General features: G+C 36.3%; 21 protein-coding genes. 9 read left to right on the top strand and 12 right to left on the bottom strand.

Translation table 11 applies throughout. The features are described 5' to 3' along the window. Positions 1-465: 465 nt before the first annotated feature. On the bottom strand, positions 466-762 hold the full coding sequence (locus tag CG11_RS21125) for a hypothetical protein (RefSeq protein WP_052598836.1): 297 nt from the start codon (positions 760-762) through the stop codon (positions 466-468). A 471-nt stretch (positions 763-1,233) separates the two neighbouring features. Here CG11_RS21125 and CG11_RS21120 point away from each other — a divergent pair, with 471 nt between their 5' ends. The 3 genes from CG11_RS21120 (at position 1,234) to CG11_RS21110 (ending at position 5,661) form a co-directional block, all read left to right on the top strand. After that, positions 1,234-2,073: a LexA family transcriptional regulator gene (locus CG11_RS21120; protein ID WP_052598835.1), complete on the top strand. Its 840-nt coding sequence runs from the start codon at positions 1,234-1,236 to the stop codon at positions 2,071-2,073. Positions 2,074-2,314: 241 nt separating this feature from the next. Continuing rightward, entirely contained in the window at positions 2,315-3,316 is a 1,002-nt protein-coding gene (locus CG11_RS21115) for a bifunctional heptose 7-phosphate kinase/heptose 1-phosphate adenyltransferase (protein WP_052598834.1), read from the top strand. 224 nt (positions 3,317-3,540) lie between these two features. Continuing rightward, positions 3,541-5,661: a T9SS type A sorting domain-containing protein gene (locus CG11_RS21110; RefSeq protein WP_197043902.1), complete on the top strand. Its 2,121-nt coding sequence runs from the start codon at positions 3,541-3,543 to the stop codon at positions 5,659-5,661. A 97-nt stretch (positions 5,662-5,758) separates the two neighbouring features. On the opposite strand, the gene CG11_RS21105 is transcribed toward CG11_RS21110, so the two are convergent. The 3 genes from CG11_RS21105 to CG11_RS21095 all read right to left on the bottom strand — a co-directional run bounded on the left by CG11_RS21105 (position 5,759) and on the right by CG11_RS21095 (position 8,917). Then, on the bottom strand, positions 5,759-6,577 hold the full coding sequence (locus tag CG11_RS21105) for a sulfurtransferase (protein WP_052598832.1): 819 nt from the start codon (positions 6,575-6,577) through the stop codon (positions 5,759-5,761). Next, complete coding sequence (locus CG11_RS21100) at positions 6,577-7,665, bottom strand: bifunctional 3-deoxy-7-phosphoheptulonate synthase/chorismate mutase type II (protein ID WP_052598831.1); 1,089 nt, start codon at positions 7,663-7,665, stop codon at positions 6,577-6,579. Before CG11_RS21100 ends, CG11_RS21105 begins: the two co-directional genes overlap by 1 nt. 172 nt (positions 7,666-7,837) lie before the next feature. After that, the gene (locus CG11_RS21095; RefSeq protein WP_052598830.1) at positions 7,838-8,917 is read right to left on the bottom strand and encodes a glycosyltransferase family 4 protein; all 1,080 of its coding nucleotides are present in this window, start codon (positions 8,915-8,917) and stop codon (positions 7,838-7,840) included. Between the two features lie 172 nt (positions 8,918-9,089). On the opposite strand from CG11_RS21095, the gene CG11_RS21090 reads away from it, so the two are divergent. The 5 genes from CG11_RS21090 to CG11_RS21070 all read left to right on the top strand — a co-directional run bounded on the left by CG11_RS21090 (position 9,090) and on the right by CG11_RS21070 (position 14,734). Then, positions 9,090-10,460, top strand: coding sequence for an MBL fold metallo-hydrolase RNA specificity domain-containing protein (locus CG11_RS21090; protein WP_052598829.1), 1,371 nt, complete (start codon positions 9,090-9,092; stop codon positions 10,458-10,460). Between the two features lie 207 nt (positions 10,461-10,667). Beyond that, complete coding sequence (locus CG11_RS21085; RefSeq protein ID WP_052598828.1) at positions 10,668-12,308, top strand: T9SS type A sorting domain-containing protein; 1,641 nt, start codon at positions 10,668-10,670, stop codon at positions 12,306-12,308. A 77-nt stretch (positions 12,309-12,385) separates the two neighbouring features. After that, complete coding sequence (locus tag CG11_RS21080; protein WP_052598827.1) at positions 12,386-13,408, top strand: endonuclease/exonuclease/phosphatase family protein; 1,023 nt, start codon at positions 12,386-12,388, stop codon at positions 13,406-13,408. A gap of 2 nt (positions 13,409-13,410) precedes the next feature. Continuing rightward, positions 13,411-13,968, top strand: coding sequence for a thioredoxin family protein (locus tag CG11_RS21075; protein ID WP_052598826.1), 558 nt, complete (start codon positions 13,411-13,413; stop codon positions 13,966-13,968). Positions 13,969-14,212: 244 nt separating this feature from the next. Then, entirely contained in the window at positions 14,213-14,734 is a 522-nt protein-coding gene (locus tag CG11_RS21070) for a hypothetical protein (protein WP_052598825.1), read from the top strand. A gap of 47 nt (positions 14,735-14,781) precedes the next feature. On the opposite strand, the gene CG11_RS21065 is transcribed toward CG11_RS21070, so the two are convergent. The 4 genes from CG11_RS21065 to CG11_RS21050 all read right to left on the bottom strand — a co-directional run bounded on the left by CG11_RS21065 (position 14,782) and on the right by CG11_RS21050 (position 18,333). Next, positions 14,782-15,267, bottom strand: a complete 486-nt coding sequence (locus CG11_RS21065) for a GyrI-like domain-containing protein (RefSeq protein WP_052598824.1) — start codon at positions 15,265-15,267, stop codon at positions 14,782-14,784. Between the two features lie 27 nt (positions 15,268-15,294). Beyond that, the gene (thiH, locus tag CG11_RS21060) at positions 15,295-16,407 is read right to left on the bottom strand and encodes a 2-iminoacetate synthase ThiH (protein WP_052598823.1); all 1,113 of its coding nucleotides are present in this window, start codon (positions 16,405-16,407) and stop codon (positions 15,295-15,297) included. A gap of 351 nt (positions 16,408-16,758) precedes the next feature. Beyond that, on the bottom strand, positions 16,759-17,430 hold the full coding sequence (locus CG11_RS21055; RefSeq protein ID WP_052598822.1) for a pyridoxamine 5'-phosphate oxidase family protein: 672 nt from the start codon (positions 17,428-17,430) through the stop codon (positions 16,759-16,761). Between the two features lie 174 nt (positions 17,431-17,604). Beyond that, entirely contained in the window at positions 17,605-18,333 is a 729-nt protein-coding gene (locus tag CG11_RS21050) for a JAB-like toxin 1 domain-containing protein (RefSeq protein ID WP_052598821.1), read from the bottom strand. 172 nt (positions 18,334-18,505) lie between these two features. Here CG11_RS21050 and CG11_RS21045 point away from each other — a divergent pair, with 172 nt between their 5' ends. Continuing rightward, positions 18,506-19,978, top strand: coding sequence for a PLP-dependent aminotransferase family protein (locus CG11_RS21045; protein ID WP_052598820.1), 1,473 nt, complete (start codon positions 18,506-18,508; stop codon positions 19,976-19,978). On the opposite strand, the gene CG11_RS21040 is transcribed toward CG11_RS21045, so the two are convergent. From CG11_RS21040 to CG11_RS21025, 4 genes are all read right to left on the bottom strand, one after another. Continuing rightward, positions 19,962-20,354 (bottom strand): group III truncated hemoglobin, encoded by a 393-nt coding sequence (locus tag CG11_RS21040; protein ID WP_052598819.1) that lies wholly within the window; start codon positions 20,352-20,354, stop codon positions 19,962-19,964. The two genes, CG11_RS21045 and CG11_RS21040, sit on opposite strands and share 17 nt — an antisense overlap. A 3-nt stretch (positions 20,355-20,357) precedes the next feature. Next, on the bottom strand, positions 20,358-20,663 hold the full coding sequence (locus CG11_RS21035) for a hypothetical protein (RefSeq protein ID WP_052599047.1): 306 nt from the start codon (positions 20,661-20,663) through the stop codon (positions 20,358-20,360). Positions 20,664-20,673: 10 nt separating this feature from the next. Next, positions 20,674-22,065, bottom strand: coding sequence for an acyclic terpene utilization AtuA family protein (locus CG11_RS21030; protein ID WP_052598818.1), 1,392 nt, complete (start codon positions 22,063-22,065; stop codon positions 20,674-20,676). A gap of 104 nt (positions 22,066-22,169) precedes the next feature. Continuing rightward, positions 22,170-22,880 carry a leucine-rich repeat domain-containing protein gene (locus CG11_RS21025; RefSeq protein WP_052598817.1) on the bottom strand — a complete coding sequence of 237 codons (711 nt, stop codon included), beginning with the start codon at positions 22,878-22,880 and terminating at the stop codon, positions 22,170-22,172. Between the last annotated feature and the right edge of the window lie 292 nt (positions 22,881-23,172).

Genomic DNA, 23,172 nt, shown 5'->3' with positions numbered 1-23,172 from the left:
GATCTATTGAATTAACATCGTTTTCTGAGTTGTTGTAAATGTTTACCCAATTGAACATTGATCAACTTGACTAAAGTTGATTTCATGAAAACGACATAATTTGTAGATCGTATATGTAAAGTAAGGAACTCGTTAATATGAATTTGTTGTGTTGCTCAAAGTACGTGTTTATAGGGGGATAAAAAAGGAATCCAAATTATTTGATAGGAATATGACAAAGTGAAATTGTTCTCCAAAGACTCAATATTATATCTATTATAAAAATAGTTTGATAGAAATACCTTTTTTATATTAAACTCTATTAAATAAATACTTAAAAGCAAAAAAAATGACAAAAAAAGAGACTCAAAGAAAAAGGAATAGAAATTTAGAAACCTTTTTTTTGAGGTTTTTATGTTTCGGGCAAAAATGTAAAAAAAGTAATCAATGAGAACTTTATAATAAGGGGTTCTAGAAAGGTTGTCTTTAGTTTAGAGAAAAAGTGCGTTTTCGTTCCTTTGTATGGTGAAACATTAGTGGTGAAATTGAAGGTATCATGAATTCAGTCAGTGGTAGTTGATTGATCAAGGTCATAATTTCAAATTCATTGTCTGCTTTAGCGACCATCCAAAGCTTAGAACGGTTCAATGCCAAGGTGTACGATTTTATAATGCCTTTTTCTATAAATGAATTGACAAAAACTTGTTGATGTGGAATGTTGTCAGTAAACTCTTTTGTAAAAGCATTCAACAACTCAAATTCGATCATATATAGTTGTTCCATGAAAATTATTGTCTTGTTAGTAATTAGTTAAGTAGTTTTATTTACTTAGCAATGCAGTTAATTATTGATTCATGGGTTGAGAGAATGTAAAAAAAAATAAATAGAGAGAGGAAAAGAAATTTAATTCCTATTTAACTTAAAGTACATTTTAAATTAATGTACAATTCAAATCAGAGACAAGTGTTCTAAAAAAGAGATAAAAACTATCACTTTTATACTAAAATAATAGATTGTTTAATTTATTTGCGTAAATAATTGCTTATTCCTCTATAATCTGCTACATTTACAGTTGTCAGTCTTTTGCGTAGATTCAATACGCAATATAATTAAAGGTTAAATCTCAATAAAAATCAAATCTCTAAAAATTTTGTATTTTCGAAATACATCATGTTGATTATCTGTTAGATTTGATTTTTGAGCCTACTCATATTAGAAGGGATCAATATTTTCTACTTTTAAAGTATTAAGGTTATGAATAGTGTTGTAACACAGCGTTTTATAAATTGTCACAATAAGTTAAAGAAAGACCAAAGAATACGTTCTAGTCGTCAATTTGCACTGTCTTTAGATTATTTGCCTCAAAGTTTGAGCGAAATTCTTAAAAATCGAAGAGATGTGACAATAGAGTTGCTTCGAAAGGCTATAGAGAAATATAAAGTCAATCCTGTTTATTTGTTTACAGGAGAAGGACCTATGTTTATGAAAGAAGAAGCTCACAAAGATTTTCGCGTGTTGACTATCGTAACAGATCCACAGAATGACGAACGAATTGTGCATGTTCCTATGCCTGCACAGGCAGGGTATGCCTCCGATCTAGGTGATCCAACTTTTGTACAGAATTTGCCCTCTTATTCCTTACCAGATTACAAGTATAAGGTAGGTACTCATCGATCTTTTGATGTAGCAGGAGATAGTATGGAGCCAACACTTTATGAAGGAGATAAGGTTATATGTAGCTATTTGGAGCCGACTCTTTGGGAAACATCAGTTAAGAAAAATTATGTGTATGTTATTGTGACACATGGTGATGTTTTGGTTAAAAGAGTCCACAATAAAATTAAAGCTGATAAAGCATTGACACTATTTTCTGACAATGCTTATTATGAACCCTTCGATGTCAAATTAAGCGAAATTAAAGAAATATGGTATGTCAGAGCTAAAATAAGCCCTTTCTTACCTTCTCCTCAGAATATTAAAAATATTCTAAGAGAAGAAGTCGGTGATTTAAAAGATACCATGATGCAACAATCTACAATTATAGAAAATCTTTACAAAACTATAGAAGAATTAGCCTCGATTAAAAAGAAATAAGTAGCCCTATGATTTTTCGAGTCTGAAGCAGGGGGGGGAGTTTTGGGCTATGTTTTTATTAAGTAGTTTTAATTGTTTGATTGTTAGTTTTTTAAACTGCATAGATGCTTGTGCCTAATTTTGGAATGCTTTCAAAACTCAAAAAAAGATTCCGAAATCTATTGGTTTTAAGCAAAACATTCTGTTTGTTTGTGAACTATTGTATTTATGTTTTGTTTTGATGTAAGCTAAATTGTTTTTAATGGCAGACAAACTACTTTGGAAGACGTGTTTTGATGATCTGAAAATTTTAATTATTGGAGATGTGATTCTCGATCATTATTTGATAGGAAAAGTAGATCGTATTTCGCCTGAAGCACCTGTCCCAGTTGTTGTCCATCAGACGGAAGAGTACAGACTAGGCGGGGCCGCAAATGTTGCTTTAAATATCCAATCAATGGGAGCAACTCCTTATCTATTATCTGTTATTGGAACAGATCAGCATGGTGAACAACTGATCAAGTTGTTAGAAAATACAGCTTTAAATACAGCTTTAATAACAAAAGATAGGGCAAAAACAACCAGCTGTAAAACAAGAGTTTTAGCAAGAAATCAACAATTACTTCGATACGATCGAGAAACGACCGCTTGGATTGGGAAAGATCTGGAAACTAAACTTATTAATAAGGTAGTCGCCCTTTTGGAGAAAGAAACGATACATGCCATTGTTTTTCAAGATTATAATAAAGGCTTATTGACGGACAATTTTATCTTTCAAATACTCAAAATAGCAAAAAAACAACATATAAAAACCTTAGCAGACCCCAAAAAGGCAAATTTTTTAGCTTATTTGGGAGTGGATTGGTTTAAACCTAATTTGAGAGAGATTAACGAAGGTTTGAATTTGACGATATCAGAACACAATCCAGAATTACCTGAACTTAGGGAAGCTGCTCAAACAATCAAAAAGCATTTAAAAAATACACATACATTAATAACACTAGGAGCAAAAGGTATGTATTATCACACTCCTAAAGAAGATGGTTTGTTGCCAACAGAAGAGCGACAAGTAGCTGATGTTTGCGGGGCTGGAGATACTGTAATTAGTGTTTTGTCGTTGGGGGTAGCTGCTAACTTGGAGATAAAACAAGCTGTGACGTTGGCAAATATTGCAGGAGGGCAGGTTTGCGAGAAGGTAGGAGTGGTTCCTGTTGATAAAGCAGCTTTGTTAAGCGAATATGAAGAATTGATTAATAAAATGTAAATTCTTAGGCTTCGAGTCGTCAGCCAAACGTCAAAAAAATATGAATGTTATGAAAATATTAAGAGTAAATTTACAACTTTGGAAAAAATGATTTACTTTTACCTATTATTAAATCGGTAGAATCTTAAATTTGCCGAAGAATAATTGGAATGGTACATAAATTTTGCGAATTCATTATTTAATTTATATTAAAGTACAAATCTATTATGGTTAAAATTAATCTTATGCGTTTTTGTGCATTAGCATTTGCTGTTTTCTTTATGGGAACAACTGCTGACGCACAAACTAAAATTTGGGGCGTAGGTTCTGCAACCGGTGTTGCAGATGCTGAGTTCAGTAATCCGTTCACGAACGCAACTTCGTTTACAGCGGGAGACAATCCAACAACTTGGACTGCTCTAAGTGTAAATGAAAATGGTGGGGCTGTTACTCCTGGTAATGCTTACTGGACAAGAGATCTTAACGGGTACTCTTCAGGAGCATACTGGGGAGGAACAACTCCTATTAGCTCTCCATCTCAACCTAATGGTGTGGCGATGTTTGATTCAGACTTCTTGGATAATGGTGGTGGTGGAGTACAAGGTACAGGGACTTCTCCTGCTGCTCACAGAGGTGAGTTAATTTCTCCAAGAATTGACCTTACTGGTTATACCGATTCTGCGTTGACAATCCAATTTTACACTTTGTATAGAAACTTCCAAATGACTGAATTGTCTATTGCTGTTTCTGTAGATGATGGTCAAACTTGGGCTGCAACAGAAGATTTTAGATCAGCAGTTCCAGATTTAACACAAGATTTTGCTCGTGTTTTATTTACAAACGTGACAGCAGGTGTTGCTAACTTGTCTCAATGTCGTATTCGTTTCACTTTTGATGGCAATTACTACTTTGCAATCGTTGATGACGTTACAATTGAAACAGCACCAGTTTATGATATTGCTCTAGGTGGTGCTGAGGCAGGAAGTAACTTATTGATTGGTAGCGGTGACAATGTAAAAGTTGGTGGAAACCCATACAACGCATTGAACAACATCGTTCATGCCAATGACATCAGAGAATGGTTCTGGGGATCTAAAGCAATCAACGTAGGATACAAAGACATCGTTCCTAGTGATTCTGCTGCTATTCACATCAATATTGATTTTACAGATGCTGTTACAGGAGCAACTACTCAAGGTATTTACACAGATGTAATGTACTATGATTCTTTACCTGGTGGTAATGTAAGTGGAGAAACTCAAATTGACTATTTGGATGACATCAACTTCATCAACACATATGGTGCAGGTGCTTACCGTGTTACTTATTGGGTGGATCACAAAAATGCAGACGGAAATGCTGCTAATGACACTGCTAGACATACGTTTACAATTACAGACGATGCTGCTCCTTTGAGAAACTATATTTCTAAAGCTAGATTATCAGCTAACGATGGTGCTGTATTCTCTTCTAGATCTATTTTCCCAGGTGGTGGTCCTTTCTCTTCTTGGGAGTACGGTTCTGTATATTTCTTCCCTAGAGGTGAAAGTGATACAATTACAATTGATTCTGTTTCTTTCCGTTACCGTTTAACAAATAATTTCTCTGGAGCTGCTAGCCAAACATTATTCTGTAATGTATATGAGATGGATCCTTCTACAGGAACATTGAATGATGGTGCTTTGTTGACTCAAATTGGTATTGGAACAATTTCATTGACAGGTTTGGGTACTACTGTAGCAGCTGGTGATTATGGTTTAACTACAGTTACTAACTTTGTTAATGCAACAGGTTCTGGAGCAATGCCAGGATTGAAAGACAATGGTTTCTACTATGTTTCTATCTTGACAAATCCAAGTTTGACAACAGGTCCAGCTACATTTGATAGTGACGATGTGCCATGGTTGGGTGCTGATGAGAATAACTTCTACATGAACGCAGCTATGACTCGTGTAGATTCTGTTAACAACCCTTCTCCATTGAAGGTTGTTGATGCTGCTGGTACAACAGATTGGTTCTGGACTGGTTTTGGAGCAGATATCGTTCCTTCTATCGGATTGTTCTTGGGAGTTAAGCCTGTGAATCCTGTTTCTGTATCTACTGTATATGCTGCTGAAGGTGCTACATTTAGTGTATTCCCTAACCCAGCTACAGATGTATTAAACTTTAACTTTGAAGCAGAAGAAGCTACAGATGTTATGTACATTTTAACGGATATTGCTGGTCGCGTATTAAACGTTACTCAAAGTTTAAATGTTACTAAAGAAACACAAAGCATTGATATTTCTGAATTGCCTGCAGGTGTTTATATGCTTACAGCTAAAGCTGGAAATAAAAACTGGACTGAAAAAGTAGTAGTAGACTAATCTAGAAGTTACTACAGTTCAACATATAATGAAAGAGGGCAGCCTATTGGGGCTGCCCTTCTTTTTTTTGGTATCTTGTGCTTTTTTATATTATGTATCAATTTTTAATTCCCCATTCGGACCATGAACCATCATAAAGTGCCATAGGATTTTTTAGAACAGTTTGGAATGCTAGTAAAAGAATACAAGCAGTAGTGCCAGACCCACAACTAAATATAAGTCGTTTTTTACCTAAATTTAAAGACTGTGCAAGTGTTAATAAAGCTTCTTTTTCTTTGAAAAAACCACTGTGCAAAACTTTTGTAAAGGGAATATTAATCGAACCTTGAATATGACCAGAACGTAAATTCGGTCTAGGTTCTGGAGCCTTGCCCCAAAAACGAGCTTCCTTTCGAGCATCAATGATTATGGCTGTTGTGTCGGATAAGTGTTGTGTAAGCTGCGATTGATTCACCAACCACCCTGTGTTATAGTTTGTTATGAAATTTCCTAGTTTATATGTGGTCGAATCGGCTGAATAAATTTCTGTAGGGTATAGGGCGGATACCCAAGCAGGAAGTCCTCCATCTAAAACAGCGATATTGGTATGCCCCATAAGTTGAAACATCCACCAAACTCTAGGACTTGAGTAAATGCCCAAATTATCATAAACAACAATAGTGCTATCTTGGTTAATGCCTAATTTTTGACATTCTAAAGCAAAATATTGGGGAGACAAGACCATGTTTGGTAAATCGGAGTCTTGACGTGAAAATATATTTTTTAAATCAAAAAAACGAGCTCCCTTTATCTTTAGATTGGAAAAATTCGTTTTCAAATTTGCTTGGTTTTGCTTTAGACTGGCATCTAAAATTACTAGGTTGGGATCGCCTATGTGCTGAAAAAGCCAATCAATAGATACGATAGTCTGATTCATTAGTCTTTACGCATGATGGTTGTTTGTTGACGAATAGATTCTTTATGAATCGTATTAATAATATCCTCAACAAAAGATTCGGATAAGTTAGAGGAAGCAGCTTTTTCTAAGGCGCTATTGCGCACATTGAGCCACCGTTCGATTTGTAATATCGCAATATTGCTTTCTTTTTTGTGTAACCCAATTTGTCGGACAATTTCCATGCGTTGAGATAACAAATGCAGCGTTTGTGTATCCAGATTGTCAATTAAAGTCCTAAAATGGTTTATTTTGTTTAAATAATCTAGGTTGTCCGTGTCTAGCTGCCTAGTGATGAGTTGTTTCATTAAAGTTTGCAATCCTTCTGGAGTGACTTGTTGTTGTGCATCACTCCAAGCGGTGTCTGGAGTAATGTGACTTTCTAGCATCAACCCATCAAAATTTAAATCAAGGGCGTGTTGAGCAATTTCAAATAATAAGTCCCTCTTGCCAGCAATATGACTCGGGTCGCAAATAATTTCTAAGTTAGCTATCCTTCTGCGCAACTCAATAGGAATTTCCCACTGTGGTTGATTTCTATATTTAGGAGCATTATAAACTGAGAAACCTCTATGAATGGCAGCAATTTTCTGAATGCCAGCTTGTGCAATGCGCTCAATGGCACCAATCCAAAGTTCTAAATCTGGATTGACAGGATTTTTAATCATAATTGGAATGTCTACACCTTGTAGAGCATCCGCAATTGCTTGAACAGCAAATGGGTTGACCGTAGTACGAGCACCAAGCCATAAGATATCAATGCCATGTTTTAAGGCTTCTTCGACATGGTTTGCATTGGCAACTTCACAACAAACTGGTAAGTTGGTTTGTTTTCCCGCCTCTACAAGCCAAGGCAACGCTTTTTTTCCAATTCCTTCAAAGGAACCAGGTCTAGTTCTTGGTTTCCAGATTCCAGCACGTAAAACATCTACTCCTAAATTGGCAATCTGAGTACAGGTTTGCAATACTTGTGTTTCTGTTTCTGCTGAACAAGGACCAGAGATTAGAAAAGGTTTTTCTTTGGATAATTGAATTCCTAATTTCCAGTCTTTTATGTTGATTATATTCATATGTGTATATAAAAAGGTATTTTTAAAAGCAATATTCTACAACGATAAAGTAATTTTTAGTGTAACAATAAATACCGTCTAGAGTTGCGGTATCTCACAACCAATTAGTAGTCGTGCGTATTATTAATAATATTCAATCAGAATTTATAGTTGTGAATAAATAAAGGAAGGCTTATAAAGCCAACAATTCATTAAAATATTGGACATAATTATCTCGTTCTGATAAAACAGAATAGTGATTTAAGACTGTTTGGCGACCTTTTCTGCCTATTTCTTGGCGCAATTGAGGATTGTCAATAAGTAAAGAAAGTTTTTCTACCCAATCTTCTGTCGTAGAAACAAGAAAGCCATTGACTCCATCTTCAATAACCTCACTATTGACACCAACATCCGATAATATAGCGGCTTGCTCCAAAGACATATATAAGAGACCTTTGAGGGCACATTTACCTTTTGTCCACTCATCATTAGGCAATGGCATAATTCCGATATCTATTTCAGACAATTCAAATACTTCACTATTGCTAGACCAAGCAACTCCATGTATATCAAGGTCTTTATTATAGTAGTTGGCATCCCCAATAACTTTAAAGTAAACTTTATCCCCATACTTTTCCTTAATCTTTTTTAGAGCAGGCAAGGCATATTCAAAATAAGGAATGGTCGAAAAACTTCCACTCCAACCAATACAGATTTTTTCCTTAGAGGCAGCTGTTGCTCGCTTGTAGTTATCACTATCAACTACTGTTGGAACTAGTTTGGTGTTGGGGTTAAATTGTTTGGCATAGTCTGCTAGAAAAGAATTGCCTGCAAAAACCATATCTGAAATAGCGATTAACTTTTGAGTTTTAGCAGCATCTTTTAAAAAACTAAGCTTTTTGTTGCCTTCAGAGACATTTTGCAACCAAATAGAGTCATCAAAATCAAACAACATCTTTGTTTTTTTTGCAAAACGCTTTTCAAAAAAAACAGTTCCCAACATAAATGCTTCTCGTTGCACAAAAACAAAGTCGTATTTTTTTGCCTGAAAAGATTTGAACCACAATTTTAAAATGCTGCGAATTAAAATGCCGATCTTGGCGATGTAATTGCCTGCACCATAAAACTTTTGGTCGTCTTGGGCACGAATCAAATAAAAATATTCAAATTCAAATCCCTGCTTTTCTAAATAGGGTTGAAATTGCTCAAAGCGGTAACGTTGAGAAGGAGAACGGTCGGGACGATGTAGTCCCATAAATAGTACTTTTTTCATAGTTGTTGTTTATCGGAAGAAACCGAGCTGCAAAGCTATAAAAAAAGTGAGATGGATTAGAATATAATAATGTTTAATCAACGCTTTAGAATCTTTTTGGGTGAACTACATGAGATTGTAAAAAAAATGATTACTTTAAACTAATCTTCTCACAATAAAAAGTCCTAAAGATATGAACGTAAAATTCTGTGGTGCTGCTCAAGACGTAACAGGTAGTTGTCATTTGTTGACTTTAAAAAATGGACATAAAATCCTTCTAGATTGCGGTTTGTATCAAGGAAATGAAGCGGATATGCATAATTTCAACGAGCAGTGGTCCTATTTCAACCCCAAAGAAATTGATTTTCTTATTCTGTCACATGCGCATATTGATCATATTGGACGAGTACCTAAGTTGGTAAAAGATGGTTTTAAAGGGCAGATTCTTTGTACGCACGCTACACGAAGTTTGGCTTCTATTATGTTGATGGATGCAGGCAAAATTCAAGAAAACGAGGCAGATGAGAACAATCCTCCGTTGTTTACTTGTGAAGATGCCAAAATAGCACTTTATTTCTTTACAGGTTTAAGTTACGAACGTTGGCATTTTGTCGAAGTAGGATTAGAGGTGTTTTTCAGAGATGCGGGGCATATTTTGGGCTCGGCAAGTGTCACTCTAAAGATAGAAGAAGAAGGTGCTGCGCCAGTTTTATTTGGATTTACAGGTGATATTGGTAGAAATGAACGCCCCATTTTAAAAGATCCTATTCCTATGCCAGAGGTAGATTATCTGATTTGCGAATCTACTTATGGAGGGAAGGTACACCAGAATCTTACTGCAGACTTAAATGACTTATTGTATGTTGTTAGGGAGACTTGTGTTTTAAATGAAGGGAAATTGCTAATCCCTGCGTTTAGTGTAGGAAGAACACAAAGTCTTATTTATATGTTGGATCAATTAGAAACTGCTGGGAAGTTGCCTGAAATTCCTGTGTATATCGATAGCCCCCTGGCTATTAATGCTGTTGATATATTCAGAACCCATCCTGAATGTTATGATGAACAGCTGCACGATTATTTGATGGAAGATCCTAATCCTTTTGGCTTTTCGGGCTTGAATTATGTAAAACGTGGTGGTTTGGCAAACCGTCTTGCAGAATCGGAGGAGCCTTGTATTATTATTAGTTCTTCTGGAATGATGACTTCTGGGCGGGTACGACGTCATTTGTTTCATTTGGTAGAAGATTCTAAGAACACCGTTTTGATGGTCGGTTATTGTTCTCCTAATACGTTAGGAGGAAAGTTGCTAAGAGGGGATTCAACCGTTTATCTATATGGAGAGCGTAAAAATGTACGTATCAATGTAAAGCGTTTGGTTTCATTTTCTGCTCATGCTGATCAAGTTGAGCTTTTTAACTTTTTGCAAAACCAAAGGAGCTTAAAAAAACTGTTTTTAGTACATGGAGAATACAAGGTGCAAGCGGAATTTAAGCAATATTTGGAAGAACGAGGATTTAATAATATTGAGATTCCAAGTTTGGGAGAAAATTATGATTTGGAGTAAGGTGTATCAGATAATGAACTGTGTAGCATGTATGCAATGCCATCTAGCCACGCAGTAATGTTTTTAAGTTGCCAATGCTATATGAATGTTAATTTAAAAGACCATATAAATTAAATAAATAGTTACAAAAAGCAATTTTCAAATCAACATATTTATAGTACCTTTAAGCTTAATAAAAAAAATAACCAAAAAGTTAAGTCAATTACTATGGAGATAGCATACACTAAAAAAGCATACCAACTTTTGTTGGCTTTATTTATACTTCTTTTTGTTCAAGAAGCATTTGCGCAACCGAAATGGATTCGAGCGACCTATCGAGACGATCCATCTACAACGATTGCTTTGGGTTGGTCAGGAATAGTAGGAACTGTTTATTATGATACAACGGATCATGGTACCAACTATGCCGCTTACGCTTTAACAAAGACAGTTGATCGAAGTACAAGCCACAAAGGAAATAATCATTACTTTGTTCGTTTGACAAATTTACAACCAGGAACCGTTTATTATTTTGTTATTCAGCATGGAAGTTCTTCCGTTTCTGCAAGGTATTCTTTCCGTACAATTTCGGATGATCCAAATCAACCTATTTCTTTTATTTCGGGTGGTGATTCTCGGCAACGAGTAAATATTTTTGGGGTAGGCGATCCTGCTTGTTGGGGAAATGGTTGTCGTGAAACTCGACAAGATCTGAACCGAATCGTTGGAAAAATACGCCCTGATTTTGTAGCGTTTACAGGTGATTATATTCGAAATTATGATGTCTTTCCCTTTGATAGTGATGATGATTGGGAAGAGTGGATGAACGACTGGGATTTGGCAAATGGTCCCGATGGACGTATCACACCAATTATTCATGCTTTGGGAAATCACGAAGATGCTGTAGATTTGGATAGATTATTTGATGTTTCTAATACAGATATTTATTATGCAACTAATTTTGGAGGCAATTTATTTCGTTTGTACACCTTAAATTCAGAGCCTTCTGATGCGTGCACAGATGTTATTCAAAAAAATTGGTTGGTGAATGACTTGCAGCAAAATAGCATGCCTTCTAACACTCCTTATTGGAAGATTGTGCAGTACCACCAACCAATGGTACCACATGCTAACTATTCGGCTCGTACAGACTTAATTAACTGTTGGGCTTCGGAATTTGCTACTTATGGCGTACGTTTGGCTTGTGAATCGCATACGCACGTACTCAAGACGACTTATCCACTTAAGTATGATGCAACAGCGAGTAGTAGTTATCATAATTTAGTGAGAGACGATAGCATTGGAGCTGTCTTTTTAGGAGATGGATCTTGGGGAGCACCTCCAAGAACGGCTTATGCGCCAATTCCCAATGTAACACAGGACGTAGAGCAAATTAGTGGTTTCTTTTTTGTAAATATTAATAAGCAACGTATTCAAATCAAAACCGTAGTTCCTTTTCCTGATAGCATGGCAAATGTGCCTCAATTGTTGGATGATGATCAAGGAACATTATTACCAACAGGCGTTCCTTTGTGGCGTCCAGCAAATGGTTCGGAATGCATTATTATACCCAATTATAATCCTTTGTTGTTGGCAACTAATAAAGTTTTGGATGTACCAAGAGCACCTGCAGCAGTTGTAGCCCCTAATCCAGCACAAGATTATGTGACTGTTCGCTTTAAAGAAGTGTTGACGGAAGCTGTAACGATTGAAATTTATGATGCTAGAGGAAAACGCTGCCAATCACACACCAATGTAAAGGATCAAAATTTTAAAGTGGATGTTTCTAATTTGTGTTCAGGAGTTAATTTTATTAATATTGTGACAGACAAAGATGTAGAATCACATAAAGTCGTTATTGTGAAATAACATTTCTATCAAAAGATATGTTTAGGATGAGAATGCTTATAGAAAACAAGAACAAATAACTTTAACAAAAATCTATTATGGGTCATCACAATATAAAAACATTAAAAGTTGCCTCTTTTAATCTGTTGAACTTAATTCAGCCGAATACAAAATTCTACGGTAAACGTTTTTATACTCAAGAGGAATATGAGAAGAAAAAAACTTGGATTTCTTTGCAGCTTACCAAAATGGATGCAGATATTGTTGGCTTTCAAGAGCTATTTGATGAAACTTCTCTAAGGGAAATTGTAGAGCAGCATCCTTTGTATAAAGGTGCCGATATTGTTATGGGAGCTCGAAAAGGTGGTAGTCCCGCTGTAGCAATTGTTTCTAGATACCCCATTCGTTCTTATACGGTCTATTCCGATTTTCCAGAACAGTTAGAGGTTGATGGTTTGGTTGTTCCTTTTACCGAATTTTCTAGACCGATATTGAAGGCGGAGGTAGAACTACCTTCAGGGCTACCTTTAACTGTATTTGTAGCGCATCTAAAGTCTAAGCGTCCTCTAATTCCCGATAGCGTTGTGGATCGACATGATCCACTAGAAATATCCAAAGGAGAAGCGCGATCGTTGTTGTTAAGAGCTTCTGAGGCAAATGCCTTGCGTACTATTTTGATGGAAAGCTTGAGAGAGCGAGACCATCCTGTGATTACTTTGGGCGATTTGAACGATACGCATACATCGGTAACCACACAGATTATATCTGGGCAAGCGCCACCACGCTTTTGGTCAATGGAGCAAAAGAAAAAATTATGGGATATTTTGTTGTATCATGTCAAAGATATTCAAGCTCGACAGTCTTCGCAAGATGTTTATTATACGCATATTCATAATGGGCATTACGAAAGTTTGGACCACATTATGGTTAGCCAAGAGCTGGTAAAGGAAAATCCGAATAGAGTTGGTCGAGTTGTTTATGTCCGTACTTTTAACGATCATATTGTTGATCAAACCTTTGCAAATAATAAAATAAATTGTTGGGAATCAGATCATGCTCAAGTTGTAGCAACAATAGAGCTAGAAGATCGTGATTATAATCATTATAAAAATAAACAATAAAAATGGCACTTACAGAGTCTAATATGCTTCCGTTAGGAACAGAAGCTCCCGATTTTGCATTATTGGATACCGTTACAGGAAAAGAAGTTCGTTTGGAATCCATCCAATCTGATAAGGCAACGGTTATTATGTTTACTTGCAATCATTGTCCTTATGTCTTGCACGTGAATGAAGAATTAGTAAAATTGTCTACTGAATACATGGCAAAAGGTGTTTCTTTTGTCGCTATTAGTTCAAATGATGTGGAGAACTATCCACAAGATAGTCCCGAAAAAATGAAAGAACTCGCAGAAGAAGTGGGATATCCTTTTCCTTATTTGTACGATGCTACGCAGGTAGTTGCTAAGGCTTATGATGCTGCTTGTACACCAGATTTTTACGTTTTTGATGGAGAACTAAAGTTGCGTTATAGAGGACGTTTGTGCACTTCACGCCCCAACACCGATATTCCTGTCACTGGAGAGGATTTGAGAGCAGCAATTGATGCTGTGTTGGCAGGAGAGCCTGTAACAGAAAAACAATATCCTAGCGCAGGTTGTAATATAAAATGGTTGAAATAGGACAATAGTTCGTTGAAACCACGAAGTAGCAGCGTAGCTAACTACTAATAGGATAGAAGGCAAGAGTATGATTTACACATAAGCTGACTTTTGTTTAACAAAATGTGCATTTCATTTGTTATGTAAGAAAGCATTATGTAGCGTACCAAAAGCAAAAAGAACCTACAATTCTAACTATTGACTGTAGGTTCTTTTTGTGTATAATGGTCAACAAACATTCTAATCACCATAAATATTCAAAAAAATGAGTACCAAACGATTCTATTTTATAGTAACATTATTTTTATTGATAACTGTAGCTTGTGAAAATACTCCTTCTGAAACCTCACAAGATGCAGAGCCATCCAAAGAATTATCGGAGGCGGACAAGGCATTGGTAAAAGACATTATGAAGGAAGAGGTTGTAGAGACGGAGCCTCAAGCTACCTTTGATCAAAGTCAACTAACCAATGATGTATTGGGTTTGTGTGTCAAGTTCAAAGCATTGGATGGTGCCGATAGGCAAGGCGTTTTTAATAAATTTGAAACAATATTACCGAGTTGCCCTGTTGATTTGTTAGAGGATAATATAGTAGAGCCAAATATAGACGAAGCGGTTCAAGTGATGTCTGTGAACGACTTAAAAGAATTATTGGGGGAGCCTAACGAAGTTCGAGAAGATGGAATGTTGGTATATAACCTATCAGCAGATAAGACATATCGAGTTTTGTTTTTAACAGGCGACTCTGGGGCTGTTGTTTGTCGATTGTATGAAGGGGCTAGTTAAGGCTGTTTAAACTGGGCTTTAATATTTAAAGCCCAGTTTAAACAATCTTATCGTTTTAAACGAATAGGAATCCAGACTTCTTCTTCAGAGTCGGGAGAATTATTCTTGTACTTGTCGCCCAACAACTCAAAATGTTCTCGTTGATCCAATTCGTAATCGGATTGCGGAAGCCATTGACCAAAAATGTATTGGCTCGTTTTAGGAAAGTCCTCTGGAGCGCCTTTGTGCACAAAAATAGCGTACAGACCACCACTCAATGTAAAAGAGGAAAGTTCTTCGGGAATCTGTTTGTAATGACTAACCTCAACGGCTGCCCATTTGGTGAAATTGGTTTCAGGAGTAAAGTTATCAAAGCTAATTGCTGTATCGTATACTTGGATCGAAAACAACTCATTACTAACACTATTAGGCAAGGTTTTGACCAAAGGCATCACGCTTTTCCATAACTCAACCGTTTTGTCATTGGCTAGGCTCATTTCTACTGATTTGCCGACTAGTTTTTTTTGTGGCAAAAACTCTATTCTTGGTTCCATGTATTTTAATATCTAAATGAAATATAGTTAATTGTAAGCCATTTCCCAGTCTTTCCAAACGGGTTCGTAGCCTTGTTCTTTTAGCATTTTAACAATTGTAGCGGGAGAGCGTTCGTCCGAAATTTCAAACTGTTCTAAAGATTGAGGTTCTACCGTATAGCCCCCTGGATTTGTCTTAGATCCTGCGCTCATAGAAGTAATCCCTAGCTTAATAATATTATTACGGAAAATTTCTGTTTCACGAGTAGAAATAGAAAGTTCTACCTCTTCATTAAAAATGCGATACGCACAGATTAATTGTACCAATTCTCTATCATTCATAGCTACTTTTGGTTCTAAGCCCCCCGAAAAAGGACGCAGCCTAGGAAACGAAATGGTGTACTTGGTTTTCCAGTAGGTTCGTTCTAAGTAATCTAAATGCAAAGCCGTGAAAAAACTATCTGTCCGCCAATCTTCCAAGCCAATTAATGTACCCAAGCCAATTTTGTGAACCCCCGCTTTGCCCAAACGATCGGGCGTATCTAGACGATAATAAAAATTAGACTTTTTTCCTTTAGGGTGGTGTTTTTTATAATCCTCTTGATGATACGTTTCTTGGTAGACTAAAACGGTATTCAAGCCCATCGGAAGTAAAACCTCATAATCTGCTTGGTCTAGCGGTTGAACTTCCATAGACACATGCGCAAAATGAGGGGTAACAATTTCTAATGCTTTTTTGAAATAATCAACGCCTACGGTTTTGTTGGCTTCTCCTGTTACTAACAAAACATGTTCATAGCCCATGCCTTTTAGTGTTTCAATTTCTTGCAAGATTTCAAAGCCATTAAGTGTGCGTCGTGCAATTTTATTGTCTAAACTAAAGCCGCAATAAGTGCAAATATTTTGACATTCGTTGGACAAGTACATCGGAATGTAGAGTTGCATCGTTCGCCCAAACCGTTTGAGTGTTAACTCATGACTCAACTGCGCCATTTGCTCTAAATAAGGGGCCGCTGCTGGGGATATTAAGGCTTTAAAATCCTCTATGGTACGTTTAGAGGCAGTCAAAGCACGTTCTACATCTACACTAGTTTTGCTGTAAATACTAGCTTTCACGGTATTCCAATCGTGCTGATCAAATATTGTTTTAAAACTACTCATTGTTTCTCTACTCTGTTCTCAAATACTTCTTTTTAGAATGCTTGTATGTCAATAGTCTGTGCAAAATGTGCTTTGGATTGTAATATGATTGTTAAAGAAATGCACAAGCTACTAACCACAAAAGTAAAGGATAGATATTAGAAAAGCTATTTATTGGAGGATTAAAGTTAGCGTATGAAAAAAGCAATTTGTAGAATTGTTATATAACAATGAAGGTGAGTTGCTTGATTATCATTATAAACAGTTATTTATAAAATGATTATTCTACACAAAATCAAATTAAATCTATGAGATGGAAAAATGCCCCTCTAAGATAGGGTCTTAAAAGGGCTTGTATATTGAATATGCAAACTATTCAACAAGTTTTGAATGCTTTTGAATGTATTTTTGGACACTATTACTAATAGGAATAGTAGGATCAAGCCGATCATCTGGAATAGCTTTTAAAGTACTTGTTTGCAATGGAATTTGACCTGCCCAAATGGGTAAATTATAATCTTCTTTTTCATCTTTGGGATGACCGACTCGTATTTTGGCAGCCCCTTCTTCAATTTTTAGTTTTAAAACAGTCGTTCCTTTTAACTCTTTTGAATTTGGAGGACGAACTTCGTCCCAGCGATTGGGAATTAAGTGTTCGGAGATGATTTTTAACCCCAATTCTTTCTCCTCGGGGCTGTCAACAACAATTGGCTTGCCTAGTAAATTAACGGAACGGTAATTCATGGAGTGGTGAAATGCAGAACGGGCTAATACCAAGCCATCAACCAATGAAACACTTAGACAAATAGTTTGGCTAACAATGCTTTTTAGCATACGACTACTAGCAGCACCATGTATATATAAGTATTCTCCCAACCGACCATAGAGCGTTGGAATGACAAACGGTTGTTCTTGGTAATTAAATCCAATATTGGCTAAATAAGCTGCATCCAAAACGTTGTAGATGCTTGTTGGATCGTATAAGCCGCGTTTGGGGACTCTTTTTATTTTGGTGCGGGGACTTTGCAATGATTTTTTTTCCATTAGTCAATCGTGTTTTTAGAATTCGTATATATTGAGTTTAGCTATGTTTCTACTACGTGGTTGTGGTTTTTCGTTTTTTGTGCCGTAAAGTAGAGTGTAAATCTATGCTGTTTTAGGACTATTTTTTGAATCCAGTTTTTATAAAGTTACTAGGTCACTTTTGAAACAATAGGTTTACAACCATTCTTCTGTTTTATTTTTATACCACTCCTTAGGGTTACTATAGTCTACATAAAAACCATCCGTTCGAATCAGAAACTCCACCAATGAAAGTTCCTTTTTTAATACTTTATTCCTGAAATCTAAATCTGAATTAGAAGGGAAAGCGTGTTTGCCTATTGGATCATTTACAGCCCTAGGATGATTGTGATAATGTTTTAAAAAGTCAATCTTTTTGGGGTAATTGAGTAGGTGATGAACTTTTATAGACCCAAAGAATTCTAGTTTGTCGCTATAGGTCGTATAGATAAAACTTCTGGATTGTTTATTAATTCCAATAGAAAGCAAAGACCACTCTATGGAAGTATGATCAGCTAAGAATTCAAATAAGCGTTTTGCTCCTTCAAAATCTTCTCTAAAGGAGATTTGCAATCCTTTAAAATGCTGTCCATTGGCTCGTCCTTTGAGTGGTATTGTATGCTGTAAGATGCCTTTTTTTAATAAAATGTGACGATTTAAAATGGTTCCTTTTTGTTTTTGATAATAGATGTTGCTTCTTTTTCCAATCACCAAAATCAGCCGATCAAAACTATCTTTGGTCTCTTTAATAAGATTAATACGACCTTTCTCGTTGATGGTGTAGTCGTGTAATAAAGTGCTATAAGGTCTGCCTAGTAAACTAGAGTTGATGGTAAAGAAGGTACTTAGAAATATTATCCAATGAAGGGGCATTGTGGTACTCATAAAGCGTGTTGTTCGTGTTAAAAATAGATGGAATAAACTTCGACAAATGGACGAATGATAGACGGAACTGTTGAAAGAATTTTATCCGATTAATTAGGACTTGTAGACACAAAATTATAGCTTTATAGGACTATTTATTTAGTCCACTTTTTATAAGTTTAATAGTCCAGTTATGTTGCCTTACAAAAACTTAATTCCAATTTGTCGCTCAAGCAAGACAGCTATTTATTTACAGATTGTAGAAGCATTTGCCAAGCTAATCCAACAAGGAAAATTATCAGCAGAAACAAAATTGCCAGGTTCTAGAGTGTTGGGGCAATTGTTAGAAGTCCACAGAAATACCATTACAGTTGCTTATGAGGAATTAGAGGCGCAGGGCTGGGTAGAAATACGTCCGAAGCGTGGTGTATTTGTACATCAAAAAATTCCTACCATAAAGGCACAAGAGTTGAAAAGAGAAGGAAATACAGCTTCTAATAAAATTGGTTATGCGATACAACCACTTAGGTATATAAAGCCTGCTCATCCTATGCCACTTAGTCGTTTGCAGTTCAATGATGGCGTACCAGATGTTCGTTTGGCTCCGTTGACAGCTTTGGGAAGGGCGTACCGATCGGTCATTCAGCGCTCTAGTTTTAAAAAAGGATTGGTATATGGAACAACAAAAGGAGGCTTGGAGCTGAGAACAGAATTGGTAGAGTATCTTCAAAGTACGAGGGGAATTGCACTAGGGGTAGATAATATGTTAATTTCGAGAGGTTCTGTCATGGGGCTTTATATGGTAGCGCAGATTCTAGTGAAACCCAAAGATATTGTAGTCGTTGGTAGGTTAAATTATAGTACTGCAAATATGATGTTTCAAGAATTAGGGGCAGAATTGGTTTATATTGATGTTGATGAGCAAGGAGTTGTTGTAGAGCAGTTGGAACAGTATTGTCGGCATAAACCAATACGGGCAATTTATGTTGCTTCCCACCACCATCATCCAACAACGGTGACCTTGAGTGCTGATAGGAGATTAAAACTATTAAAATTGGCGCAAGAGCATAGTTTTGCTATTATAGAGGACGATTACGATTATGACTTTCATTATCAGAGAAATCCAATCCTGCCTTTGGCGAGTATCGATCAGTTGAAGCACGTTATTTATATTGGCTCTTTGAGTAAAGTAATGGCACCTGCTTTTCGGGTAGGTTTTGTTGCCGCCCATCCTGATTTGATTAATGAGATGGCTAGGTTGAGAAGGGTTATTGATCGACAAGGAGATTTTCCGCTCGAAAAAGCGATAGCAGAGCTGTTTCAAACTGGAGAAATTCAGCGACACATTCGAAAATCGTTGCGCATCTATCAGCAGCGAAGAGATCGTTTGGATGAATTGCTAAAAACTTATATGAGTGATGTCGTTTATTTTGACAAACCCAATGGAGGAATGGCCATTTGGACTGTTTTTGACAACCAAATAGATGTGCAAAGCAGTGCCCAAAAAGCCCTTCGACAAGGGCTTTTCTTTTCTTCAGGAGAGGGGTATACTATTAATGTACCGAACCTAAAAGCAACTCGATTGGGATTTACTTCTATGACGCTGGATGAATTGGAAGAAGCGGTTCTTATTTTTAAAAAATCTATCGTTACAACAAACCCTTAGACCGGTGCAATTTTGTTTGCATCACCGTAGCAATAGACAAGGCTTTATTTTTGGCATTATTGGCAACTGTTCCTTCAAAAAGCTCATCTACGGTGTTGGTAAATAGTTCTAGCCAACGTTCAAAATGCTCTTGGCGAAGGGGAACTTTTTGGTTTAAATCTAAGTGTACTTTCAACACATTTCTTTTGTATCCATTGGGAGTTAACAAAATATTTTCCCAAAAATCAAATAAGTGAGGAAAATGCTTGTCTAAGTCAATTTGAGCAACATCTATAAAAATAAAGGCAATGGTTTTGTCTACCAATACTTTTTCATAAAAAGTTCTAATCAAGTGCTCTACGTCAGCTCTAGTTTGTATATCTTTTGTTGAAGTCATCTGTTAAATTTCTAATTCCATTCGCAATAAGTGGCTAGAGAAATTTTTCCCTAAAGTATCGACTCGCAAGGAGCGAGAAGCGCCACCATCTAGTGCTTCGTAGCAAACAAAGTTGAGTGCTTCCAAAGCATCCCATTCGTAACGCACCACCTTTCCTTTGATAAGGTTACCAAAGTGTGCTTTAACTTTTTCAGCAGTCAGATGCTCTTTTAGCAAGTGATAATGTTCCAAACTATTGGCTAGAACACCAATATTACAAATATCATTTTTATCGCCAGAACGGGCAGCTGCAAGGTCAATTAATTTTATCTTTTTCATGTTAATACAACGTAATTTTAGGAACAACATATTTTCTTGGAATGAGGGTAGGAAACAATCCTAGACGAATGGACGCAGCTTTACCCCAATTCATACTGGCTGCCAAACCTGGAGGACCATTTAATCCTAAGCAAACAATCGATTGAATCAATAGTTTGCCAACTTTCTTATCTTGATGGCGAAACGCAATTCTCACTCCAATTTCATTCATGTTATCAATCGTATCTTTGGGGAGTATAGGAGCAGCATCTTCGTGAATGCCATTAATACCGAGATAATTGACTCGCAATTCCTCATATTGAAAAGGAAGCGTTGCCCAAGTTTCTTTAACTGCCTGAACAAAGGCTTTGGCTTTATCATAAGCATAAGGGTAAGAAAAATAAAACAACTGTTCTGTAACGTAACCCTCCATTTGACCAATACAAAGTTTTAGCATTTCAGGGCGAGGCTTCCCTTTTGCATTGCTAACCCGAACTTGATTGGACGCAATTTCTTGAACCTGAATTTGACTAAAGTCAACCGTTACATCAGGAGTAATGTAGGCTCGAGGATTGTGGATTTCATAGACCAATTGTTCTCGAATGGTATTCCGAGTTACTTTGCCGCCTTGGTTTTCTAATTTTGTAATTGTTGCACTACCATCGGCTTCAACATGAGCAATTGGATAGCCCAAATGACTAAATTGGTAATCTCTTCCAAGCCATTCGGAATAGGCATTGCCACCAGAAGCTTGCCCACCACATTCTAAAATATGCCCAACCATAATTCCATTGGCAAGTTGATCCAATGTTTTCTGTGTTTTTCCTTCCAAATCCCAGTCAAATTCATACGCTAAAATTCCTAAGGCCAAGCAAGGATCAGCAACTCGTCCAGCTAGAATAATGTCAGCACCTTGTGTTAGGGCATCTTTTATACATTGAGCACCAATATAGACATTGGCATGGGTGGGAGGAAAACTAGAGTCGTGGTAAGAGGTGCCTGTGTCTAAATTGATAAGAGGAAGTTGATCTGCTTTTAGTTGTTCTAGTTTCGTCAACATATCATCGCCATCAATTGCAGCAATTTTAGCGTCTTTTATGCCTTGTTGATGTAAAATTTCTTGTACTTTTTTAGCGGCACTATGAGGATTTAGTCCTCCAGAATCTGTAACTACTTTTATGCCTTTAGCCAAAGTGATGGGATATAATTTGGCAGCATGAAATTCAACATCTCTAGCATAGCCTAAATTAGGATCTCGGAGTTTATCTTTTTGCAAAATGGATAAGGTCAGCTCTGCCAATGCATCGTGCATCAGATAGTCGGCTGCTTCTTGCATAGCCACTGTAATTGCTCCCATTGGACTATCTCCATAAAAGCCTTGTGTTCCTGCAATCCGAACGATTTTATTGCTCATTTATAGTTGGTTTCTTAATCTAAAAATAGCTTGGTTGCCCAATATCAGAAAGATACAAAAACTATAAGAGTTGAGGAGAATTAAATCAAGGAATTGGAAAAAAATTAATTGTCTTGACAGGTTTTTAGACCATGTACTTTGAATAGGTTTAAATAGGCTTTTGCTTCAAGCCCATTATTGAATGCGTAGTTGCCAAGTGTGAATTCTTTTAATTGTTGTTGTGCAAAGTCAAATAGATTAGAAGGTATTTGCTGGATGGGATTTTTTTCAAAATGCAAGGCTTTTAACTGTTTAAATGTGAGTAGAAAACTAGGAATTTCTTGAATTTCATTTTGTAAACGAAATTGTCGATTGTTGAACCGCAAGTGTTCCAAATGTGGAAGATGCTTTAAATTATTAGGAACAGTTTTCAAAGTATTGTTTTCTAAATACAACTCTTTTAATTTAGGAAAACTCTTAAGTTGTAAACAAACTTGTTCAAAGTCCAATAGTGGATTGGTACGAATGTATAATTTCTCTAAATTTTTTAGGGCAAAAAGTGGTGTAGGTAATTCTTGTAGTTTGTTGTCAAAAAAACGCACTTCTTTTAATTGAGTTAATTGTTCCAAACCGTCAAAATTTTGAACGCAACTCAAATCAATATGCTCTAGTTTATTAATGACAATTGCCAAATTATGCCGAGCAAGTTTAAGTAACTTTGCCCCGTTGTAGTTAGAACTAGAAAAATACAAATCAAAATCTTCATTTGTAAGCAACGTATCTTGCAAAAGCCATTTTTTAATTGCTCGATTGAGATAGGCAGGATTGGCTGACAATAGAGTTAAGCCAAGTTGATAATTTGCGGAATCAGAGCTTTTTAAAAGCTGTAATATTTTCTCTTGTAATTCGATGTTGTATTATTTTTTAATACTCCGTTGATTTTTTAGTTTTCCTATGAAAAACGTAAAAAAGCATCTTGCATTAGTTTGATTATCAGTCTTTTAGTGTAAAGGTTAATAAAAGTGCATCTTGCTGATAATCAAACTAATACGATTTTTCAACGGAGTAATGATTTTTTATAAAACCGTACATAAACGTTCTCGTGTATGAGTAGTAGCGGATTTCTAC

Origin of the sequence: Aureispira sp. CCB-QB1 (assembly GCF_000724545.1) — a bacterium.
Taxonomy (GTDB): Bacteria; Bacteroidota; Bacteroidia; order Chitinophagales; family Saprospiraceae; genus Aureispira.
Note: the sequence above shows the minus strand (reverse complement) of the source record. Positions and strands in the feature narration are given on the sequence as shown.